Genomic DNA, 18,350 nt, shown 5'->3' with positions numbered 1-18,350 from the left:
GTTGATACTGATAATAGTGATTTACTCCGCGGTAAGTGTCACAACCGAAGCATTTCTCTTCTTGAATGGACAAATCATCAATAGTTAAAGAAATCGTTTCTCCCCATCCCACACCAATCAAGTCATTATCTTCAATGCGAGATTGAAGATATTGTGCAGCCGCTTTTGCTAACGTTACACGTTGATTCTCTTTATTCATGGGAGATGGAACGATGACGGCATCTTGCAGATCGTATATTCGGACTAACTCTTCCTTCAATTTCATACTGTTTGATTCAACGCCATGAATCTGGAACTCAACAAACCCTTCTGCTCGGGCACGTTCCAACATTCTTACCACTTGGTTTCTCGACAAACCCATGTAATTGGCAATATCACTCTGTGTGACGTTCTCTTTGTAGTAATACCAAGCTACCTTCGTAAGGTTACTATTCGAGTAGATCTCCTGAGGTATCACTCCCACCCCTTTCAACATATGCACTTGCAGTGATCATATGTTAAATGGATTTGGATTATCACCTGTATAAAAAAGTAATTATAAGTTTTGTCATATGATTAATTGTTACTAAATACAATAAATATTGATTCGGAGATTAACAGTTTTGATCGCGACGAAATTATGTAAACGCTTACTCATTAGGTTGGAGGGAGTGAGGATTGTGAGGGATGTTTTACTAGAAGTTGAGAATATGCACAAGGCATTTTCAAAGCATAAAGTTCTTAAAGGAGTGACGTTACACATACACCACGGGGAAACCTTCGCTCTCATTGGAGGAAACGGTGCAGGAAAGTCTACACTTATGAAAATCATTAGCGGACTTGAGAACAGTGATCACGGTGAAATTCGTATGAACCAGGTGCCTGTCACGTTTTCAAGCCCTAATGAAGCTCACAGGCACGGCGTTCATCTCGTTCCACAGGAACCTTTGATCTTTCCAAATTTAACAGTAGAAGAAAATATCACCATTGGCATTCAAGGTCACCAGAAGACGCTTCAGAAGAATGTCCGTGAGGTAATCAAAAATGTCGGTTGGGATTTTAATCTTCAACAAACAGCGATCGAGCTATCAATTGCAGAACAACAACTCGTTGAAGTTACAAGAGGATTAGTTCGCAAAGCGAAATTATTAATATTAGATGAGCCGACGTCCACCTTAACGTTTCATGAGACGCGTATGCTGTTTGAAACGATGAAACAATTAAATACGCAAGGCATCGGTATTATATACATTACCCATCGCTTCTCTGAAATTTTTAAGATTGCTCATACAGTCGCTGTACTACGTGACGGGAAGGTCTCATTAAAAGGACCGGTAAGGGATTTTGAGTATACCGATCTATTAGATGCTCTTACGGCGAAACAGAGCATGGGGCTTTCCAATGCTCCTGCACAGAAGACGACACCTAAGAATGAAGATCGGATCTTAGACGTACAAAACCTATCCAATGAATCTTTTCATAACATTAGTTTTTCTTTATCTAAAGGAGAAGTGCTCGGTCTTGCCGGTATCGTCGGGGCCGGACGCACCGAATTGGCAGAAGCGCTGATTGGCATCACTTCTGTAAAGGAAGGAACGATTCAATTTCATAAGCGAAAAATGAATCGTCTGTCGGTTCGCAAACGCATGAATGAAGGCATGGTATATATACCAGAGGATCGTCACAAAAACGGAATTTTTTCTATTCAATCGGTTCAATCAAACCTGAATGCTGCCCAACTTCACCAGCTGTCACGATTTTTAATATCTAAAAGAAAAGAACGGTTATCGGGACTGCACTATATTGACAAGCTTAAAATCAAAACAGAACATGCCTTGCAACGTGTTCAGCAATTATCTGGTGGTAACCAGCAAAAAGTGGTGCTCGGTAAATATTTGGCGTTATCCCTCAAGTATTAATTTTGGATGAGCCGACAAGAGGCATTGATGCTCATGCCCGTGATGATATTTATGCGCTCATTTCGGATCTTAAACAAGAGGGGTTATCGGTCTTACTCATTTCTTCTGATATTGAAGAAATTGTCTCACTTAGCGATCGTGTTCTTGTCATGCACGAAGGTGTTCTTATTGAAGAAATAAAAAATCATGATATTTCCATTGATACGATTACTTCGGCAGCATTTGGCGTAAGCAGGGAGGAGAAAATGTGAAAACATTCCTCCTCTACCTTCTGCAAAGACGCGAACTCTCCATCGTCTGCTTTATGGTGATTTTTGTCTTGTTCGTCGGCACTGTAAACGATGATTTCTTACAACTTAACTCGATGAGTTTGCTTTTAAGTGCCAGTATTATCTTGTTCATTATGGCGATTGGTCAGTCATTCGTGCTCATCACATCCAACATAGATGTGTCGGTTGGGTCTACCATGGGACTGTCAGCTGCTGTTTGTGGAACGCTTCTCATGCAAGGCGTCAGCACATGGATTGTCTTTCTTACTGTAATCGCAGTCGGAGCAACCATCGGTTTGCTGAATGGTATTGGCGTTTCATTTTTAAAAATTCCAGCCATCATTATGACACTAGGGATGCTCGGAATGGCGAGGGGGGCAATGCTTCTTTACACAGAAGGGATGTGGATTGACGGTATACCGAATAGTTATAAACAACTTGCCCGAGTGGAACTTATGACCCTCCCACTTCCCGTATGGGTCGCTTTAGCCATTCTACTCATCAGTTACTTGCTACTCACCAAAACGAAACGAGGGCGCTACTTTTATGCTGTAGGAGATAACGCCGAAGGAGCGAAGTCAGTTGGCTTACCGGTACGAAGAGTAACGCTGATCGCATTTATGATTTCAAGTGTTTCTGCCTCCATTGCAGGCCTTATTTTCGTCATGAATATTGGGTTTGTGCCAAACACAGCAGGCAGCGGTTTAGAGCTTCAGGTCATTGCAGCAGCTGTGTTAGGTGGCGTTAGCTTAACAGGCGGCGTCGGTTCGGTCGTCGGTGCGGCACTAGGAGCGGTATTTTTCACTATTATTAATCAATCACTCGTTTACTTGATGATTCCTGCCTATTGGACAAATGCAATTTCAGGATTGTTGTTGCTCATTATTGTCATCGCTGATACGAAGTTCCAAACTTTTATAAGACAACGGGCAAAAAAACGAGTGCCCAAACCATCTCCCTCCCTTAAACAGGGGGTGAATTCTGAATGAAAGTTATTAAAAAACTACTTCGCTGGGAATTGTTTTTGTTCATATTTCTCCTGTTGGAGATCCTAATTTTCGGTTTAATTACGCCCGGGTTTTTAAATGTAACTAACTTAATGTTCAGCATCAACGATTTTGCTTTTATTGCGCTTGCAGCTATTCCGATGACGTTTGTCATTGTCACCGGTGGCATTGATGTATCTGTAGGTTCAATGATTGGACTATCATCATTCTTATTGGTGTGCTATGGGTGAATGGAGTTGATCTATGGCTTGCGGTTTTCCTTACCTTGTTCATTTGTTCGATCGCCGGCTTACTCAACGGCATGATTGTTGCTTTAATCAAAGTGCAAGCGTTAGTTGTCACTTTAGGTACGATGTTTCTCTACTCGGGGATTGCTCTTGTGCTGTCAGGTCATGCCAGTACGAGCGGATACGAAGGAATTAGCGGTTTTCCGGATGCTTTCGTCCAAATTGCAAATGGGATTACATTCGGCATTCCGAACCAATTGTATTTCATCGCTGCTTCTTTTGTTGTTTTTGGCTTTTTGCTTCATTACACGAAATACGGCAGGCATGTATTTTTAGTAGGAATTAATAAACAGGCCGCAATCTACAGCGGCATTAAATCGAAGTGGACGATGATGAGCACATACATGATTGCCGGGTTAGGGGGTGGAATTAGCGGAGTTATTCTAACGTCTTACTTCAGTTCAGCTCGTTCAGATCTTGGCTCGGATGCGATCTTACCCGTTATTACTGCCGTCGTTCTAGGCGGAACAAGTATATTAGGAGGACGGGGAACAGTACTAGGAACGATGCTTGCCAGCCTCATTGTCGGATTTATGAATTATGGCTTGCAAATGTCCGGAATGTCTGGAGAACAGACGACACTCATTGTGGGATTCATATTGGTACTCGCTGTATTTATGCGGCAATCCAATCTTCACAAATTGTACCGCCGTAAAAAGGAGAAAATTGAGGGGGAAATACGATGAATGTGAGAAAACTTGGGATGTCAGTCATGCTTTCGATGTTGTTGCTTGCTGCTTGTGGTGAGCAGGAAGGTGCGGAAAGTGATGTAGAAAGCGCGGAAGATGTATCCATTGCATTCATTCCTAAACAAACCGGTGTCGGGTTCTTTACAGCTGGAGCAAGGGGGCCGAAGAGATGGGGAATGCCCTTGGCGTCGACGTTCGTTATGACGGTTCCAGTGAAGCCTCTGTCAGTGAACAAGTGAAATATATAAATAACTTCATCAACCAAGGGTTTGACGCAATTATTGTTTCATCCGTGTCTGCGGATGGATTGAACCAAGCGCTTGATCGTGCGCGTAATCAAGGGGTCAAGGTGCTCACTTGGGATTCCGATGTGAATCCGGAAAATCGATCGTTTTATATTAACCAAGGAACACCGGAGCAATTAGGAACGATGCTCGTAGATATGGCTGCAGAGCAAATTGATACTGATGAGGCTGAAATCGCTTTGTTCTATGCAAGTCCAACTGTGACCGACCAAAACCAATGGGTTGAGGCCGCAACGGCTTATATTGAAGAAGAACACCCTGGCTGGGAAATCGTCACGACTCAATACGGAGAATCCGATGCGCAAAACTCTTTAAATGTTGGTGAAAGTATTCTACAAACATATCCTGATTTGGACGCTGTCCTAGCGCCTGACGCCACGGCTCTTCCGGCGATGGCACAAGCAGCAGAAAACCTCGGACGCGACGGAGACGTCGTGATTACTGGCTTCTCCACACCGAATGTGATGCGGGATTATATTGAAAACGGTACAGTAGAACAGTTTGGACTTTGGGATGTTCAGCAGCAAGGTGCGATTGCTGCTTACACAGCTTATCTGATGACTGCAGAAGGAGAGGAGTTGAGTGTCGGGGACAGCTTTGAAGTTCCTGATATCGGAGAAGTCACCATTGAGTCAAACGCCGTACAAGGCTATGAGTATGAAGCCGATGACAGTGGCATTATTCTTTTGCCAGAGCGAGTCATCTTTACGAAAGAGAATATTGACGAGTATGATTATTAAATAAGACGAAAAAAGACCTGTGTGGAGCCGCACCCCAAAAGTTAGAGCTAAATCTTACTTTTGGGGTGTTTTTATGGCTAAATATAGTAATGAACTGAAAGAGATCGTCGCCCGAAAATATCTAGTCGGCGTCGACGGGTATTAACATGTGGCGAAGAAACATAGGAGCTCATTGAGAAATGGGTACGAGCGTTTCGAGAGAAGGGTACCGAAGTCAAGTTATAAAAATTCATTCATATATTCCATGATTAACCTCGTCGACTCTTACCTTTCTATTCGCACTTGTGGCCAACGCTTGTCCCATTGTTTATGTTTGACCCGATGATTATAAGCCGACTGCACACTGGGGTGTTCTTTTGCCATCGGTGTCGGTTTTATTACACAGTTGACCAAATCAGAGATGCCATGAGGAGCAGCGACCTCAATTGCGCCATCATTTGTCATTCTTACCATAACGGCAGTAGCGGTTTCAGGATATTGGCTGACAGCATCGAACGATGATTCATACGGGTCTGTACCGTTAAGCGTATGCATACGCGCTTGGTTTTTGACAGACCAAGGGACATCCGGACAGGCGGCGTGCAGTTTCTGTTCGATCTGCTTTTCAAACGACTCCGTGACGTGATCGGGATCATAATAAATAACATCCACATCATCCGTCTCTGTTCTTTTTGTGAATTGGTGCAAACGATCCCACACTTTTGCTCGAACAAAGCCTGCACTGATCCAACAATCAGGTAAGTTTAGCTTTCGGACTGTGCGTAAACATTTCACCATATATTCATCTTGACTAATAAGTTGTTCAATATCCTCTTTCTTCATTACACATTTCTCCATTCTCGAAAGCTCATAACAATGCCCGTGTTAAGAACAAACCTCAACACGGGCATGAGACTTTCTAGTCGTTTTTGTCACGGTCATAAAGGGATTCAAGGTTTTCTTCTGCTGATGTGGAATACGTGTCTTCTGACGCTTCCGGTTCGGACGACTCTTCTGCTTTCGCATCGGCTTCTGCCGCAGTTTCGTCTTTAGCAGCAGCAAACTGAGGTTGGCCTTCACGCACGGTATTGCCTACGCTAGAATTGCCACGAGCAACGAAACTTTCGAGCATCTCTTTTAAGTCCATTCCCGTTGCTTCTTTCAAACTTTCCTGCACACCGAGCATCGTTTGCGTTACATTGCCGGCAATTTTATGAGCACCACCTTTGGAGTCGGAGCCACCCATATCAATGACTTTGTAGCCGTCAATTTTGCTAAGTGGGGCAGCAACTTCTTTTGCAATGTCTGGTAGCGAGCGAATCATCATTTCCATTATAGCGGCTTCCCCGTACTTCTCCATTGCTTCGGCCATAAGCTCTTTCGCTTCGGCTTCGGCGCGACCTTTCTCACGGATGACTTCCGCTTGGGCCAAACCTTCGGCACGTTGAATGGAGGCTTCTGCTTCACCGTCAATTCTTGCTTTGTCGGCTTCTGCTTCAGCTTTGGCTTTAATGTCATATGCATTCGCATCCGCTTGCGCCTTTCGTCGCTTTTGTTCCTCTTCTTCAAGCGAAACTTGGCGTTGGCGTTCGATATATTGCACTTGCATTTCTTCTTCTGTCACTTCTTGATTTAATCGAGCTTGTTCTAACTGGTACGCTTGCTCAGATTGCGCTCGCGCACGTTCGGTTTCTTGTTTAAATGTTGCATCTTTAATGTCTTTGTTCTTTTGTGATTCAGCAATGGTCGTCGCACGTGTATTTTCTTCTTCTTTCGCTTCTTGATCGTTTTTCGCTTTGTACATTCTCGTTTCTTTTTCTGCATCTGACTCTGCCATGTCCGCTTTCTTACGAATTTCAGCAATGCGCGGACGACCGAGATTTTCTAAGTATCCGTTCTCTTCATCGGCGTCACGTAAATCATCAAGGCCGAATGATGTAATCGTAAAACCCATGTTATCGAGCTCAACTTGAGCGATGTCTTGAACTTGATGAGAGAAAGATTCACGATCATTGTTAATCGCTTCAACTGAGAGCTTTGATAAAATCGCACGAAGGTTCGTACCGAGTACTTTTGAAACTTCTTGCTCAATTTCTCCTTCTTTCTTACCGAGAAATTGTTCTGCATAGTTTGCAATACCGTGAAGAGAATCTGCAATCTTTACGGAAGCAATCGCATCTGCAACAACAGGTACTCCTTGGCTAGTGTACACTTTTGGTGTCGTGAGTTTAATTTGAAATGAATTTAAATCAACAGGTGTACTCGTTTGGAAAAACTTTAAACGTTGCCCACCACCACGAATAATCTTCATACTTCTTCCATTATCGTCTTGGAAAATGCGGTTGTCCTTTTCTGGGTCACCTAAATTCGGACCTGTAATAATAAGTGCTTCATTGGACGTCGCTGTTTTATAACGTCTCTTCACATAGATAAAACCGATAAGTCCAAAGATTAGGACAAGTGCAGCGACAACACCTAAAATAATGAAAATAAATACGATGTCCAAAATAATCACCTTCCTTTTTTATTCTTATTACGTACTTTTCTACTGCAAGGTTTCGCAATTACTGAAAACTCTTACCAATTGTATCGAATTTCCATGTCATTTGACAACATTCAACAATCAATTAATGTCGACCACTGCATCAACCCGCCAGTTCCTAGCGTACCAACAAACATGTCGTTCGTCTCCTTGCCACCGCGTTCAAAATGCTCGACCATTGCTTTAACCGGAGGCGTCACGCGTCGTGTTAGTAATTGCTCAGAAGTGAGCCAGTAAAGATCGCCTTCCTCACTCGATGTTGGAATCGCACTCGTCGACATCGTAAAAACATATTGCAAACGGATTTCATCATCAACGTGCCGGACGAGCAAATATTTGTATTTTATATCGTGTAAATCTTTTTGCTCCAAACCAGTTTCTTCATATACTTCACGAAGGCACGCCTGTTTCACGTTTATCAGCTCTTCGGGCCGAATATGACCGCCGATCGGCACATAGAAACCGGCAAGAAAGTCGTGGTCATTCCTTTTATTGAGAAATAAGTATTCATCTTGTTGATTGTTGATGAGGGCGACGGCCATCTGTCTCGTTTTCAATCATAAACAACTCCTTGATTTGTTCAGTTGTTTTTACACTCGCAAATTCATCTTTAAGTGTAGCGATCGTTAGCTTTTGAACCGTTTCCCCATCATACTCTCCGATTGGAAAAGAAACCGTCGCATCTTCAATAATCACCGTTGAAAAGCCCAAATTCCCACTCATGCGCACCGTCGTTGAAACGCAATGAGGGGTCGTTAGTCCAATCACATACACCCTTTCCGCATGGTTATCGTTGAGCACCTGTTCAAGATCAGTGCCGATAAACGCACTGTTCGTCGGCTTCTGAATGCAAATTTCATCATTTTCCGGGACAAATCCATCCATAAAGTCGTGCCCTTCTTTACTCGAGTGAAATAAAGACGTTCGTTCTTTTGGAGTATGTTGGATATGAATCACACGGCTTTTGTTCTTTCGCCATAGCTTCAGTAAACCTCTCATATTTTCAATAGCACCCAAATCGTGAGGTGTTCCCAGCTTCGGGTTGTGAAACCCTTTCTGAATATCAATTAGAAGCAATACATCATTTTTCGTTATCATGTCTTCGCCTCCCCCGTTCAACCTATGTACGTATAAATTTGAATATAACATACCATCCTGAAAAATCCAGTGGACAGACGAAGTAGAGGTACAATCTGCTAGCGTATATTCGGAGTTAACACGAAACACGTTCGACACGTCATTGTGCAGGGAATATACTTACTTCCATTTCGTTTCACTTTAAAACCACACATACGCGACTTAATAATATTACATACAATGGAATTCAGCGATCTTGATCACCCCCGAAACGATCTAGATCGTTTTTCACGAGTTTCAGCTCCGGTGGTGGTGACGGTCACTCATTTTGGGGAATTTCTAGGGGATTGGTGATCTAGATCGCTCCAGATCACCTCTCTTTATCAAAAACTGGGCGATCTAAATAAGTTGAACGAAAGAATTTCTTCAAGAACCAATGGTAAACTTGGGAAAGTGGAAACTGTGCTCGAGTTTCGACCGAACTGTTCTCAAGTTGGGGAAAATCACAAGAAAAGCGATATATTTTCATAAACTAGGTAACAGAATGAGCAAACTCGGTAACAGATCACCGGGTCATGTGTACACCCTCGCCCTGAAGTACCAACATGCTGCGCGAACCGCGCCGAATCGAGTCCGATTTGGATTCGGCCTGCTGGGGCCGACAGGGTGCTCGCTTATGGGCATTGAATCTGCGCTCCAGTTGGAACAAAATGGCACCAGACACCGCGCTACCCCTCCAACCCAACACTCAACAGCGCAAATCAGGAAAGTCTTAAGTTCATTCTATCTAGTTCAGGACGTAACGGCGACGATCAAAAAATAGAGATCCGCGCTACACCATAAATGGATAGGAAAAAAAGTGGATGACCAGCTATGGGTCATACACTTTTTGTCTTATAAATGGGCGGCTAGGCTTTAGATTTATTCCTCGATATCCTCTGCGCTCATGTATTCGTTTAAACGACTGTTTTCTTGTGTTCGGTGTACTTGGTCGTTCATTTTTACTTCTTCATGCCCTGGATGTTCGGTTTCGTACTGCACTTCTTTTGGTCGATCTTTATGATCTTCTCTTTTCTTATCATTCATACAGTTTATCCTCCTTTAAATGAATTAAAGGCTAGTTTATGCGAAGTGAGCAAAGCTATACTAAACTTTTAGAAAGGGTTGCAACGTCAATGGTGCGATGATTCACTTCTTTAGCTTCAATTTTCTTTGTTACATAGTGGAGCTTTTCGTACAAGTGCATGTTGCGAGAAACAGAAGCTCGAACTCGACAGCGAATTTCTCCATAGCCGACCGACTGTGTATACGTTTCAAGTGCATGGATTAGCTGTTTGGCAACACCTTTTCCTTGATGACTAGGGGGGACTGACAAGCGATAGAAATAGATATGATCCTCTAATTCCCGAAAACGGATCACTCCAACAGCTTGTCCACTCTTAAACGCAATTATGGCTTGTTCTCCAGCATCAAATCCTTCAGCAATTGTATCTGGTGTTTCTTTTAGAGCGCTTGATGGTGGGGTGGCGTTTCTATACTCAGCAAATGCTTCATGCATAAGTGTACATATCATATCGGCGTCGTTTCGTGTGGCATGAATCGTCTGCATTCCAGTCGTTCCTCCTAAGAAATGGTTTGCGTTTATGACCATCATTCTATACGATAATGAAATACAACAATAGGGGGATGAGAAATGTCCGAACAGAAAAATAACCGGGGAATGAATGTTTTCGCCTTAATTTTTGGCGTGATTATTTTTGCAACTATTCTGACTTACTTGATTCCAGCAGGTAGCTATGAAAGAGTAGAGCAGGATGGTCGAGAAGTGGTAGACCCTGGTTCATACACCGAAGTAGAATCAAATCCAGTACATCCGTTTCAGATTTTCACCTCTATACATACCGGTCTCGTCGAGGCCTCAGATATTATTTTCTTTATATTAATTATCGGCGGTACGTTTGGGATCTTGAATCGTACAGGCGCCATTGACCGACTCGTTACCGTCGCTTCTTTTAGACTAGTGAATCAAGAGAAGTGGTTTATCCCCATAACGATGCTTATCTTCGCCCTTGGAGGAACACTTATGGGTCTCGCCGAAGAAACATTGGCATATATCCCCATTCTTATTCCACTTGCCCTTGCATTACGTTTTGACGCAATCACAGGAACTGCGATCGTTCTGATTGGTAGTTCGATAGGATTTACAACCGCGATTATGAATCCATTTAACGTCGGTGTTGCTCAAGGAATTGCGGAGTTAGATATTTATTCTGGCATGTGGCTTCGTCTCATTCTCTTCATTTTAATGTATACGATTGCCGTCATCTTTGTTTATCGGTATGCAATGAAAGTAAAAAGAAATCCTGAACTCGGATATTACGGCAATTATGCTGGTAATACCGAACTGGGTGAGATGAAAACAGAAAAGTCATTAACCGGTACACATAAAGTTGTATTAGGACTGTTTGGTGTAAACTTTATTGTTCTTGCTTTCGGTGTCATTCAATTTGAGTGGTTTATTACTGAAATCGCATCATTGTTCTTATTGCTCGGAGTCATCATTGGCATTGTTGCCCGCTTAGGTGTGCACAACGTTGTTGATAGCTTTCTAAAAGGTGCATCTGGTGTACTTGCTGGTGCGCTCATCGTCGGTTTTGCTCGTGCCATCTTAGTTGTTCTAGAAGACGGTAACACGATTGATACGATGCTCTATTATGCCGTTGGTTTTTTGGAGAATATCCCTGCCGAATTAAATGCTGTTGGGATGATTTTCATCCAAGGAGCCATTAACTTTTTCATTCCGTCAGGCAGCGGTCAAGCAGCACTCACGATGCCAATTATGATCCCACTTGCAGATTTGCTTGGCATCACGAGGCAAACGACTGTACTTGCCTTTACATTAGCTGACGGTATCGGTAACATTATTCTTCCGACATCAGGGTATTTCATGGCAGCACTCGCACTTGCAGGAATCCCGTGGACAAAATGGGTTCGTTTCATTTGGCCTTTTATCTTGATTCAACTTACAATCGCAGTCATCGCTGTCATGTTTGCCGCCTGGTTTGGATACGGACCGTTCTAGTAAATCGTTGCAGCTTCAACCACATTCGTATCCGATTGTAAATTTACTTGTGCCTTCTCTCCTAGAGACCGGCTCATTATTGAGCATTTGCTCCTCGGGCATAGAGGCTAACAAAACAGATCGAATCATCGGTGTAGCCATGTGCTTAGTTCCTGTGCCACCGTAGAACCCTGCCGGTTTCGAGGAAAAATCAAACGATGGACGTTCGCTTGTGTTAAAAAGTGTCCATGCGTAGCCTGAACATACTGCGAAAAGCGTACCTAACTCGGTACGCTTTTTGCGTTATGCTATTCTTCCGTGACATCTTCTTCGTTTTCTGCTGGCGAATCTTCTTCGAGATCTTCTTCATCTATAATAAACTCTTCAATCTCTCCAAAATTATCGTCGATGGTTAGGTTGTTAAAATCAATTACTTGCAAAATGTTTTCATCTGTATCAATAACCGTCGCTTCAATCTCATCACCTTCTTGGATGAAGACGGCATCGGATACACTGGTAATATCAAATTCGAGCACTCTCGTCTCCCCGGTCATGAGCGCTTGGATGTACTGGTTGTTGAACGTATCACTAATGCGATAGATCTCGCCCTCTACGGTTTCCTCATCATAGATATCAGTCGGAACATAGTCATCCGCGCCGAGACTAGAAGCTAGAAGCTGACGATACTCATTAAATGCCTCTTCGCGAGAGGATGCGTACGCAATATTACCCGTTTCAGCATGAACCATCGCCATTTCTCTCATGAGACCATTTTGGTCGACGACCGGGACGACCCACGTGTAATGATCATACACCGAATATAACACCGGTTGGGTTCCGCTCCATTGTTCACGCACAAATGATTTGTTCACGACTTCTCGCGCTCCTCTTGCATTTAAAAGACCTGAGGATCCGGTGTAATACGTTGCTTCACCTGTTTGTGCATTGACCATTGTAAAGCCGACCATCGTGTTTGAATCTTGATTCGGACGCATATGGTCAATCATCCAATACATCTCATCGTCTGGTCCGAGCACGCCAATCATCTCTTCATTACTCGTCGGTTCGTGCACCCCTTCTTTTGCAAACCAAGCGTTCAACAGTCCATTGCTATATCGGCCAAACCAATCGGCATATTGAAGAGCAAGGCGATAATCAATAGCATTGTCAATAAAGTCAGGTTGGTCGCCGAGTGCAAATTTCTCCATCTCACCAGTGACCGCATCAATGACAATCACACCGTCTGCACGAGGCCCGGTTCGGTAATAGTCGTAATACGCATAAGAATAAGCATAGTATGGATGACCATCATCATCAGGCTCAAAAGAATAACCTACAAGAATGACATCTTCATATGCTTGTCGCACATGTCGCTCCAAATTGTCTCCAAAGAAAGCACTTGGCACATACGTCATCTCATGATCACTCACAAGTTGCGCCTCTGCATTAGGATCTTCAGCACTCACCATAATGTAACCTGGCGCACTATCCGCTCGCCACCATCTCCACAAGTTTGCATACTCAATGGGTGACACCCAGTACAGTTCGTCATTAATCTTTTGTATCGTTGATTCCCCAAGATCATAGAATGAAAAGTTGTCAATGTTCCCGAATACAATTTCTGATTTATAACGAGCATATGTATACGGAACTGCTCTTACCGCTTCTTCAGTAACAGATTCGATCTGCTCGCTGCTCGTCTCAATATCTCCTAGTTCAGAGAGTTGTTCGGTCACTGTAAATGGAAACACAAAATTCATGAAAAGAAGCCCGACAAGTAACGTTCCCCCAATTGCACTCGGTACGTTTTTAATTGCTTTCTTTGCCTGCAGCTGAGCTTCTTTACTGTTTTAGGTACACGCGCAGCACCTAAAAACAATCCTGACAAAATTAAATTAATCGCTACAACAAATCCAAACGTGTTCAGAATTCCTGACCAAGATAGATCAAGCAATTGAAAATAAACAATATAAAAGCTAAGCACTAGCCCAAACACATAACGTAACGCTTGGAACGCGAGCCATGCTTTCGTGTTTCGTTTCATTCCATGTTTCCAAGCCACTGGGTTTAGCTCCACAGTAGTTAAACCTAGTATCAAAATCCAAATGTACATCATCTTTCGTTCCTCCTACACCGTTTCCTAACTCATACTTACGAAAAAACTACGAAAAAGATTCAATAGATTTCTTCATCCATCATTTCCCGGGAAATACATGTCGAAATAAGGATGTGTTCCCTCTATGTAAAGATCAGCAAAACAAGCAGGGCAATCATACAAGCACCAAGATCTGGTGTCGAATATTGTAGTAGGAACACAAGCTAAAGGAGGTCATCTTGTGTCGTATCGTTACCTTTATGACAATGATGGGAATTGCACAGGCATTGAAATTAACAACAACCTCATTAACGGACCTGGAATCGTTGGAACAGGTACGTTGCCAACCGTCCCTACAACACCTACTGTGCCTACCCTTCCAACGTTGCCTACGTTACCAACCGGTACAGTATAACAAAAAGGCTGCCACTTTGGGCAGCCTTTTTCATTTACTCTTGATTGATGAGTTCGTCATAGTCATCTGCTGAAAGAAGGTCATCAAGCTGAGCGCGATCTGTTGGTTCTACAACGATCATCCAAGCTTTCTCATAAGGGGAATCGTTTGACGAGCTCTGGAGAATCTTCAAGCTCTTCATTGATTTCGACGACCTTACCACTAACCGGTGCATAAAGCTCTGAAACTGTTTTTACGGACTCAACACTGCCAAACGGTTCATTTACAGCAATTTCATCGCCAACTTCTGGCAATTCCACAAATACGATATCTCCTAGCTCATCTTGGGCAAAAGAAGTAATGCCAATTCGCAAGTTGCCCGTTTCTTCTTTAACCCACTCGTGTTCTTTTGAATATTTGAGTTCTTTTGGTGATCCCATTTTGTACTACCTCCCATTTTTAATTAAACGTTGTATAAGTAACCTTACCACTTACCTAGTATATCAGGTGATACATTCCCCAAGTACTGCTTCCAATGCTTTTCAAATTCGTCTTCTTTAAATCCTACTGTTGCAGCATGACCATCCGTGACAATTGGTCGCTTAATCAACATGCCATCTGATGCTAGCCAATCAATAATGGTGTCCTCACTTGCATCTGGAAGCTTGTCCTTAAGCCCAAGTTCACGGTACTTCTTGCCACTCGTATTGAACAACTTTTTCCACTCTAAACCACTCAGCGCTTTAATTTCTTGAAGCTCTTTGCGCGTAGGTGGGTCGTTAACAATATGTCGTTCCTGATACGAAATCTCGTTTGCATCCAGCCAGTTTTTCGCCTTTTTGCACGTTCCACACGGCGGATAACTATAAAGTGTAAGCATGTTGCTTGTTTCCTCCTTCATGTGTACGAACATTCCCTTACATTATACGATAAAATCCTACTGTTTTATACAGCCGATCAATGATTATCCTCATCAATAGGGAAAAATAAAAAGAGGGGAAGATCCCCCTCTTTCATTAAACGATATACTTTTTCTCTTGTAGAACGCGCTCGGCAATTTCACGTTTTGTTTTAATAAGGTTTGCCGGTGTGCGACGTGTCAGTTTTCTTACCATAGATAGCATCGTGCGGAGGGTGTCGCCTTCTTCCATATGAATAAGGGACTCTTTCGCATCTGCTTCGATGTTTTGTAGGCCTTCTTCAACGATAACTTCTGTATAAAGTAGTTTCATCGTTTCTTTATCGGCGCCGTTTTTCTCGATGGCTTTCTCTGTTCTTGCAATGGCAGCTTCCATGTTGTAGATCTCGCTCACCATGTCTGCGACATTTAATAGCAATTCTTGCTCGTCGTTAAGTGCTTTGCCGTATTTCTGAACGGCAGCGCCAGCGCCCATGATGACGAGTTTCTTTGCGTTTTGCAGCATATACTTTTCTTTTTCTAATGGCGCATCGCCTGGCTCTTCAGGCATCATTGACATAAGTTCATCTTGCAGCCCCATGGCCTTATCTAGGAACGGAAGTTCACCTTTCATCGTTTTTCGGATGAGTGTACCCGGGACGAGCATACGGTTAATCTCATTCGTACCTTCAAAAATTCGGTTAATTCTGGAGTCACGGTAAATGCGCTCGACTTCATATTCAGCCATAAAGCCGTATCCACCATGAATTTGTACAGCTTCATCTGCACAGTAATCCAACACTTCTGAACCGTAGAATTTGTTCAATGAACACTCAATCGCATATTCTGCAATGGCTTTTGCTACTTTCTCTCCATCTGCTTGCTCTTCGTCGGTTAGGTCACCAAGGTTCTTTTCAAACAAGCCACCTGTACGATAGATGGAACTTTCAAGTGAGAATGATTTCGTCGCCATCGAGCCGATCTTCTCTTGGATTGCTGTGAACTTAGCAATTGGTGTTTTGAATTGCTTACGCTCATTCGCATACGTTGCTGCAAGCTCAATCGTACGTTTCACCCCACCGAGACAACCGACACCTAACTTGTAACGACCTACGTTTAAAATGTTAAACGCAATGATGTGTCCGCGACCAATATCTCCGAGCAAGTTTTCTTTTGGCACTTTCGCGTCTTCAAGGAGAAGGGTTCTTGTTGATGAACCTTTGATTCCCATCTTCTTTTCTTCAACGCCTGTCGATACGCCGTCATAGTCACGATCAACGATAAATGCTGTGAATTTATCACCGTCCACTTGTGCATACACGACAAACACATCAGCAAACGCAGAGTTTGTAATCCATTGCTTCTCACCATTTAAAATGTAGTGCGTGCCTTCATCATTTAGGACAGCCGTTGTTTTTGCACCAAGTGCATCGGATCCTGAGCTCGGCTCTGTAAGTGCATAGGCCGCAATCAATTCACCAGATGAAAGCTTCGGAAGGTACTTCTTCTTCTGCTCTTCATTTCCAAAGAATACGATTGGAAGGGAACCGATCCCTACGTGTGCGCCGTGGCTCAAGCCAAATCCACCTGCGACTGCCATGCTTTCCGTAATGAGTGTAGAACTGATTTTATCAAGGCCAAGACCTTCGTATTGCTCGGGTACGTCAGCGCCAAGTAAACCTAGCTCTCCAGCTTTTTTCAATAGCTTCACAGAATAATCAAATTCGTGATTTTCAATATTGTCAATGATGGGTACACTTCATTCAAAACGAAATCTTGAGTAGTTTTAGAAATCATTTTGTGTTCTGATGTGAAGTCTTCTGGTGTGAATACATCCGTTGTTTCCACATCTTCAAGTAAAAATCCTCCGCCTTTAATGCTTGTTTTTAGCGTTTCTGTCATGATCATTTCCCCCTAAATTATAGTAGTTCAAATACGCCAGCAGCACCCATGCCGCCACCAATGCACATCGTCACAATGCCGTACTGTTCGTTACGACGTTTCATTTCATGAATTAGTGACAACGTCAGTCTTGTTCCTGTGCAGCCTAGTGGATGGCCAAGAGCAATCGCTCCGCCGTTTACATTTACACGGTCGTAATCAAGGTCTAATGAGCGAATGACTTGTAGCGCTTGGGATGCGAACGCTTCATTTAATTCAAACAACCCAATGTCTTCTTTTTTTAATCCAACGTTCTTTAATACTTTAGGTATCGCTTCAACCGGACCGATTCCCATGACTTCAGGTCTTACACCGGCAACGGCCATACCTAGAAACTTCACCATAGCTTAAGGCCGTCTGCTTCAGCTTTCTCACGATCCATAACGAGCACGGATGCGGCACCATCACTCATTTGCGATGCGTTCCCGGCGGTTACACTTCCCTGAACGTTAAACGCAGGGCGAAGCTTGCCTAATGTTTCACTCGTCGTGCCTTCTCTTACCCCTTCATCCGTATCGAATGTAACGATCTTTTCTTGAAGTTTGTGCTTAGTGTCCACCGTGCGGTGAGTCACTTCAATTGGTACGATTTCATCTTTAAAACGTCCTTCTTGGATAGCTGCTGCTGCACGCTTGTGGCTTTCTACAGCAAAAGCATCTTGGTCTTCACGGCTCACACCAAATTCCTGTGCCACCTGTTCTGCTGTATGACCCATACCCATATAATATTCCGGTGCGTTTTCTACAAGCTTCGCATTTGGGGCGATGACATGCCCACCCATTGGGATGAGACTCATGGATTCTGCCCCACCTGCAAGAATGGTGTTTGCATGCCCTAGCATAATCTTCTCGCCTGCGTACGCGATGCTTTGCAAACCAGAAGCACAATACCTGTTTACTGTTACGGCTCCAGCTGTATTCGGAAGGCCTGCTAAACCGGAAATGTTCCGCGCCATGTTCATGCCTTGCTCCGCTTCCGGCATGGCACATCCGATAATTACATCTTCAATTTCACTTGCGTCAAAGTCACCTGCTCGCTTTAATGTTTCTTTAATGGTTTCTGCCGCGTAATCATCTGGGCGCATTTGTGCGAGCGTCCCTTTTTTTGCTTTTCCAACTGCTGTTCTCGCTCCTGATACGATAACTGCTTCTCTCACAGCTTTCCCTCC

General features: G+C 43.4%; 15 protein-coding genes and 5 pseudogenes. 7 read left to right on the top strand and 13 right to left on the bottom strand.

Annotated features, from left to right (window positions below):
- Nucleotides 1–457, bottom strand: a 457-nt coding sequence (locus JCM19039_RS18530; protein WP_304413215.1) for a sugar-binding domain-containing protein, incomplete at its 3' end; no start/stop codon positions are given.
- A 202-nt stretch (nucleotides 458–659) separates the two neighbouring features.
- Between JCM19039_RS18530 and JCM19039_RS18525 the strand changes: the two genes are divergently transcribed.
- From JCM19039_RS18525 to lsrB, 5 genes and pseudogenes are all read left to right on the top strand, one after another.
- Nucleotides 660–1,898, top strand: a complete 1,239-nt coding sequence (locus JCM19039_RS18525; RefSeq protein WP_238545140.1) for a sugar ABC transporter ATP-binding protein — start codon at nucleotides 660–662, stop codon at nucleotides 1,896–1,898.
- Nucleotides 1,899–1,900: 2 nt separating this feature from the next.
- A complete protein-coding gene (locus JCM19039_RS25955; RefSeq protein ID WP_238545139.1) occupies nucleotides 1,901–2,149 on the top strand; it encodes a hypothetical protein in 249 nt (82 codons plus the stop codon).
- Nucleotides 2,150–2,202: 53 nt separating this feature from the next.
- Nucleotides 2,203–3,156, top strand: coding sequence for an ABC transporter permease (locus JCM19039_RS18520; RefSeq protein ID WP_042430039.1), 954 nt, complete (start codon nucleotides 2,203–2,205; stop codon nucleotides 3,154–3,156).
- A 5-nt stretch (nucleotides 3,157–3,161) separates the two neighbouring features.
- A pseudogene (locus JCM19039_RS18515) lies at nucleotides 3,162–4,147 on the top strand (ABC transporter permease).
- Nucleotides 4,144–5,195: pseudogene (gene lsrB, locus JCM19039_RS18510) on the top strand (autoinducer 2 ABC transporter substrate-binding protein LsrB). The pseudogenes JCM19039_RS18515 and lsrB overlap by 4 nt, the downstream one beginning before the upstream one ends.
- A gap of 264 nt (nucleotides 5,196–5,459) precedes the next feature.
- On the opposite strand, the gene JCM19039_RS18505 reads toward lsrB, so the two are convergent.
- The 6 genes from JCM19039_RS18505 to JCM19039_RS18480 form a co-directional block, all read right to left on the bottom strand.
- Entirely contained in the window at nucleotides 5,460–6,017 is a 558-nt protein-coding gene (locus tag JCM19039_RS18505; protein WP_042430028.1) for a nucleotidyltransferase family protein, read from the bottom strand.
- Nucleotides 6,018–6,093: 76 nt separating this feature from the next.
- A complete protein-coding gene (locus JCM19039_RS18500; RefSeq protein WP_081834615.1) occupies nucleotides 6,094–7,680 on the bottom strand; it encodes a flotillin family protein in 1,587 nt (528 codons plus the stop codon).
- Between the two features lie 110 nt (nucleotides 7,681–7,790).
- The gene (locus JCM19039_RS18495) at nucleotides 7,791–8,273 is read right to left on the bottom strand and encodes an NUDIX domain-containing protein (protein ID WP_152550277.1); all 483 of its coding nucleotides are present in this window, start codon (nucleotides 8,271–8,273) and stop codon (nucleotides 7,791–7,793) included.
- Nucleotides 8,224–8,814: a cysteine hydrolase family protein gene (locus JCM19039_RS18490; protein ID WP_042430023.1), complete on the bottom strand. Its 591-nt coding sequence runs from the start codon at nucleotides 8,812–8,814 to the stop codon at nucleotides 8,224–8,226. Before JCM19039_RS18490 ends, JCM19039_RS18495 begins: the two co-directional genes overlap by 50 nt.
- 900 nt (nucleotides 8,815–9,714) lie before the next feature.
- Nucleotides 9,715–9,879: a hypothetical protein gene (locus JCM19039_RS24605; protein ID WP_193744291.1), complete on the bottom strand. Its 165-nt coding sequence runs from the start codon at nucleotides 9,877–9,879 to the stop codon at nucleotides 9,715–9,717.
- Nucleotides 9,880–9,934: 55 nt separating this feature from the next.
- Nucleotides 9,935–10,402 carry a GNAT family N-acetyltransferase gene (locus tag JCM19039_RS18480; protein ID WP_042430017.1) on the bottom strand — a complete coding sequence of 156 codons (468 nt, stop codon included), beginning with the start codon at nucleotides 10,400–10,402 and terminating at the stop codon, nucleotides 9,935–9,937.
- Nucleotides 10,403–10,486: 84 nt separating this feature from the next.
- On the opposite strand from JCM19039_RS18480, the gene JCM19039_RS18475 reads away from it, so the two are divergent.
- Nucleotides 10,487–11,875 (top strand): YfcC family protein, encoded by a 1,389-nt coding sequence (locus JCM19039_RS18475; protein ID WP_042430014.1) that lies wholly within the window; start codon nucleotides 10,487–10,489, stop codon nucleotides 11,873–11,875.
- Between the two features lie 287 nt (nucleotides 11,876–12,162).
- On the opposite strand, the gene JCM19039_RS18470 is transcribed toward JCM19039_RS18475, so the two are convergent.
- Both JCM19039_RS18470 and JCM19039_RS18465 read right to left on the bottom strand, forming a co-directional pair.
- Nucleotides 12,163–13,614, bottom strand: a complete 1,452-nt coding sequence (locus JCM19039_RS18470; protein WP_042430011.1) for a hypothetical protein — start codon at nucleotides 13,612–13,614, stop codon at nucleotides 12,163–12,165.
- Nucleotides 13,611–13,970 carry a hypothetical protein gene (locus tag JCM19039_RS18465; protein WP_042430008.1) on the bottom strand — a complete coding sequence of 120 codons (360 nt, stop codon included), beginning with the start codon at nucleotides 13,968–13,970 and terminating at the stop codon, nucleotides 13,611–13,613. Before JCM19039_RS18465 ends, JCM19039_RS18470 begins: the two co-directional genes overlap by 4 nt.
- 220 nt (nucleotides 13,971–14,190) lie before the next feature.
- Between JCM19039_RS18465 and JCM19039_RS24600 the strand changes: the two genes are divergently transcribed.
- Entirely contained in the window at nucleotides 14,191–14,364 is a 174-nt protein-coding gene (locus JCM19039_RS24600) for a hypothetical protein (protein ID WP_193744290.1), read from the top strand.
- Between the two features lie 34 nt (nucleotides 14,365–14,398).
- Here JCM19039_RS24600 and gcvH read toward each other — a convergent pair.
- The 4 genes and pseudogenes from gcvH to JCM19039_RS18445 all read right to left on the bottom strand — a co-directional run bounded on the left by gcvH (nucleotide 14,399) and on the right by JCM19039_RS18445 (nucleotide 18,338).
- A pseudogene (gene gcvH / locus JCM19039_RS18460) lies at nucleotides 14,399–14,783 on the bottom strand (glycine cleavage system protein GcvH).
- A gap of 44 nt (nucleotides 14,784–14,827) precedes the next feature.
- Nucleotides 14,828–15,223 (bottom strand): arsenate reductase family protein, encoded by a 396-nt coding sequence (locus JCM19039_RS18455; RefSeq protein ID WP_042430005.1) that lies wholly within the window; start codon nucleotides 15,221–15,223, stop codon nucleotides 14,828–14,830.
- A gap of 136 nt (nucleotides 15,224–15,359) precedes the next feature.
- Nucleotides 15,360–17,143, bottom strand: a pseudogene (locus JCM19039_RS18450) (acyl-CoA dehydrogenase family protein).
- Between the two features lie 17 nt (nucleotides 17,144–17,160).
- Nucleotides 17,161–18,338 (bottom strand): annotated as a pseudogene (locus JCM19039_RS18445) (acetyl-CoA C-acetyltransferase).
- Nucleotides 18,339–18,350 lie beyond the last annotated feature (12 nt).

Origin of the sequence: Geomicrobium sp. JCM 19039, assembly GCF_000698145.1 — a bacterium.
GTDB lineage: Bacteria > Bacillota > Bacilli > Bacillales > Marinococcaceae > Geomicrobium_A.
This window is presented reverse-complemented; position numbering and strand designations above follow the sequence as displayed.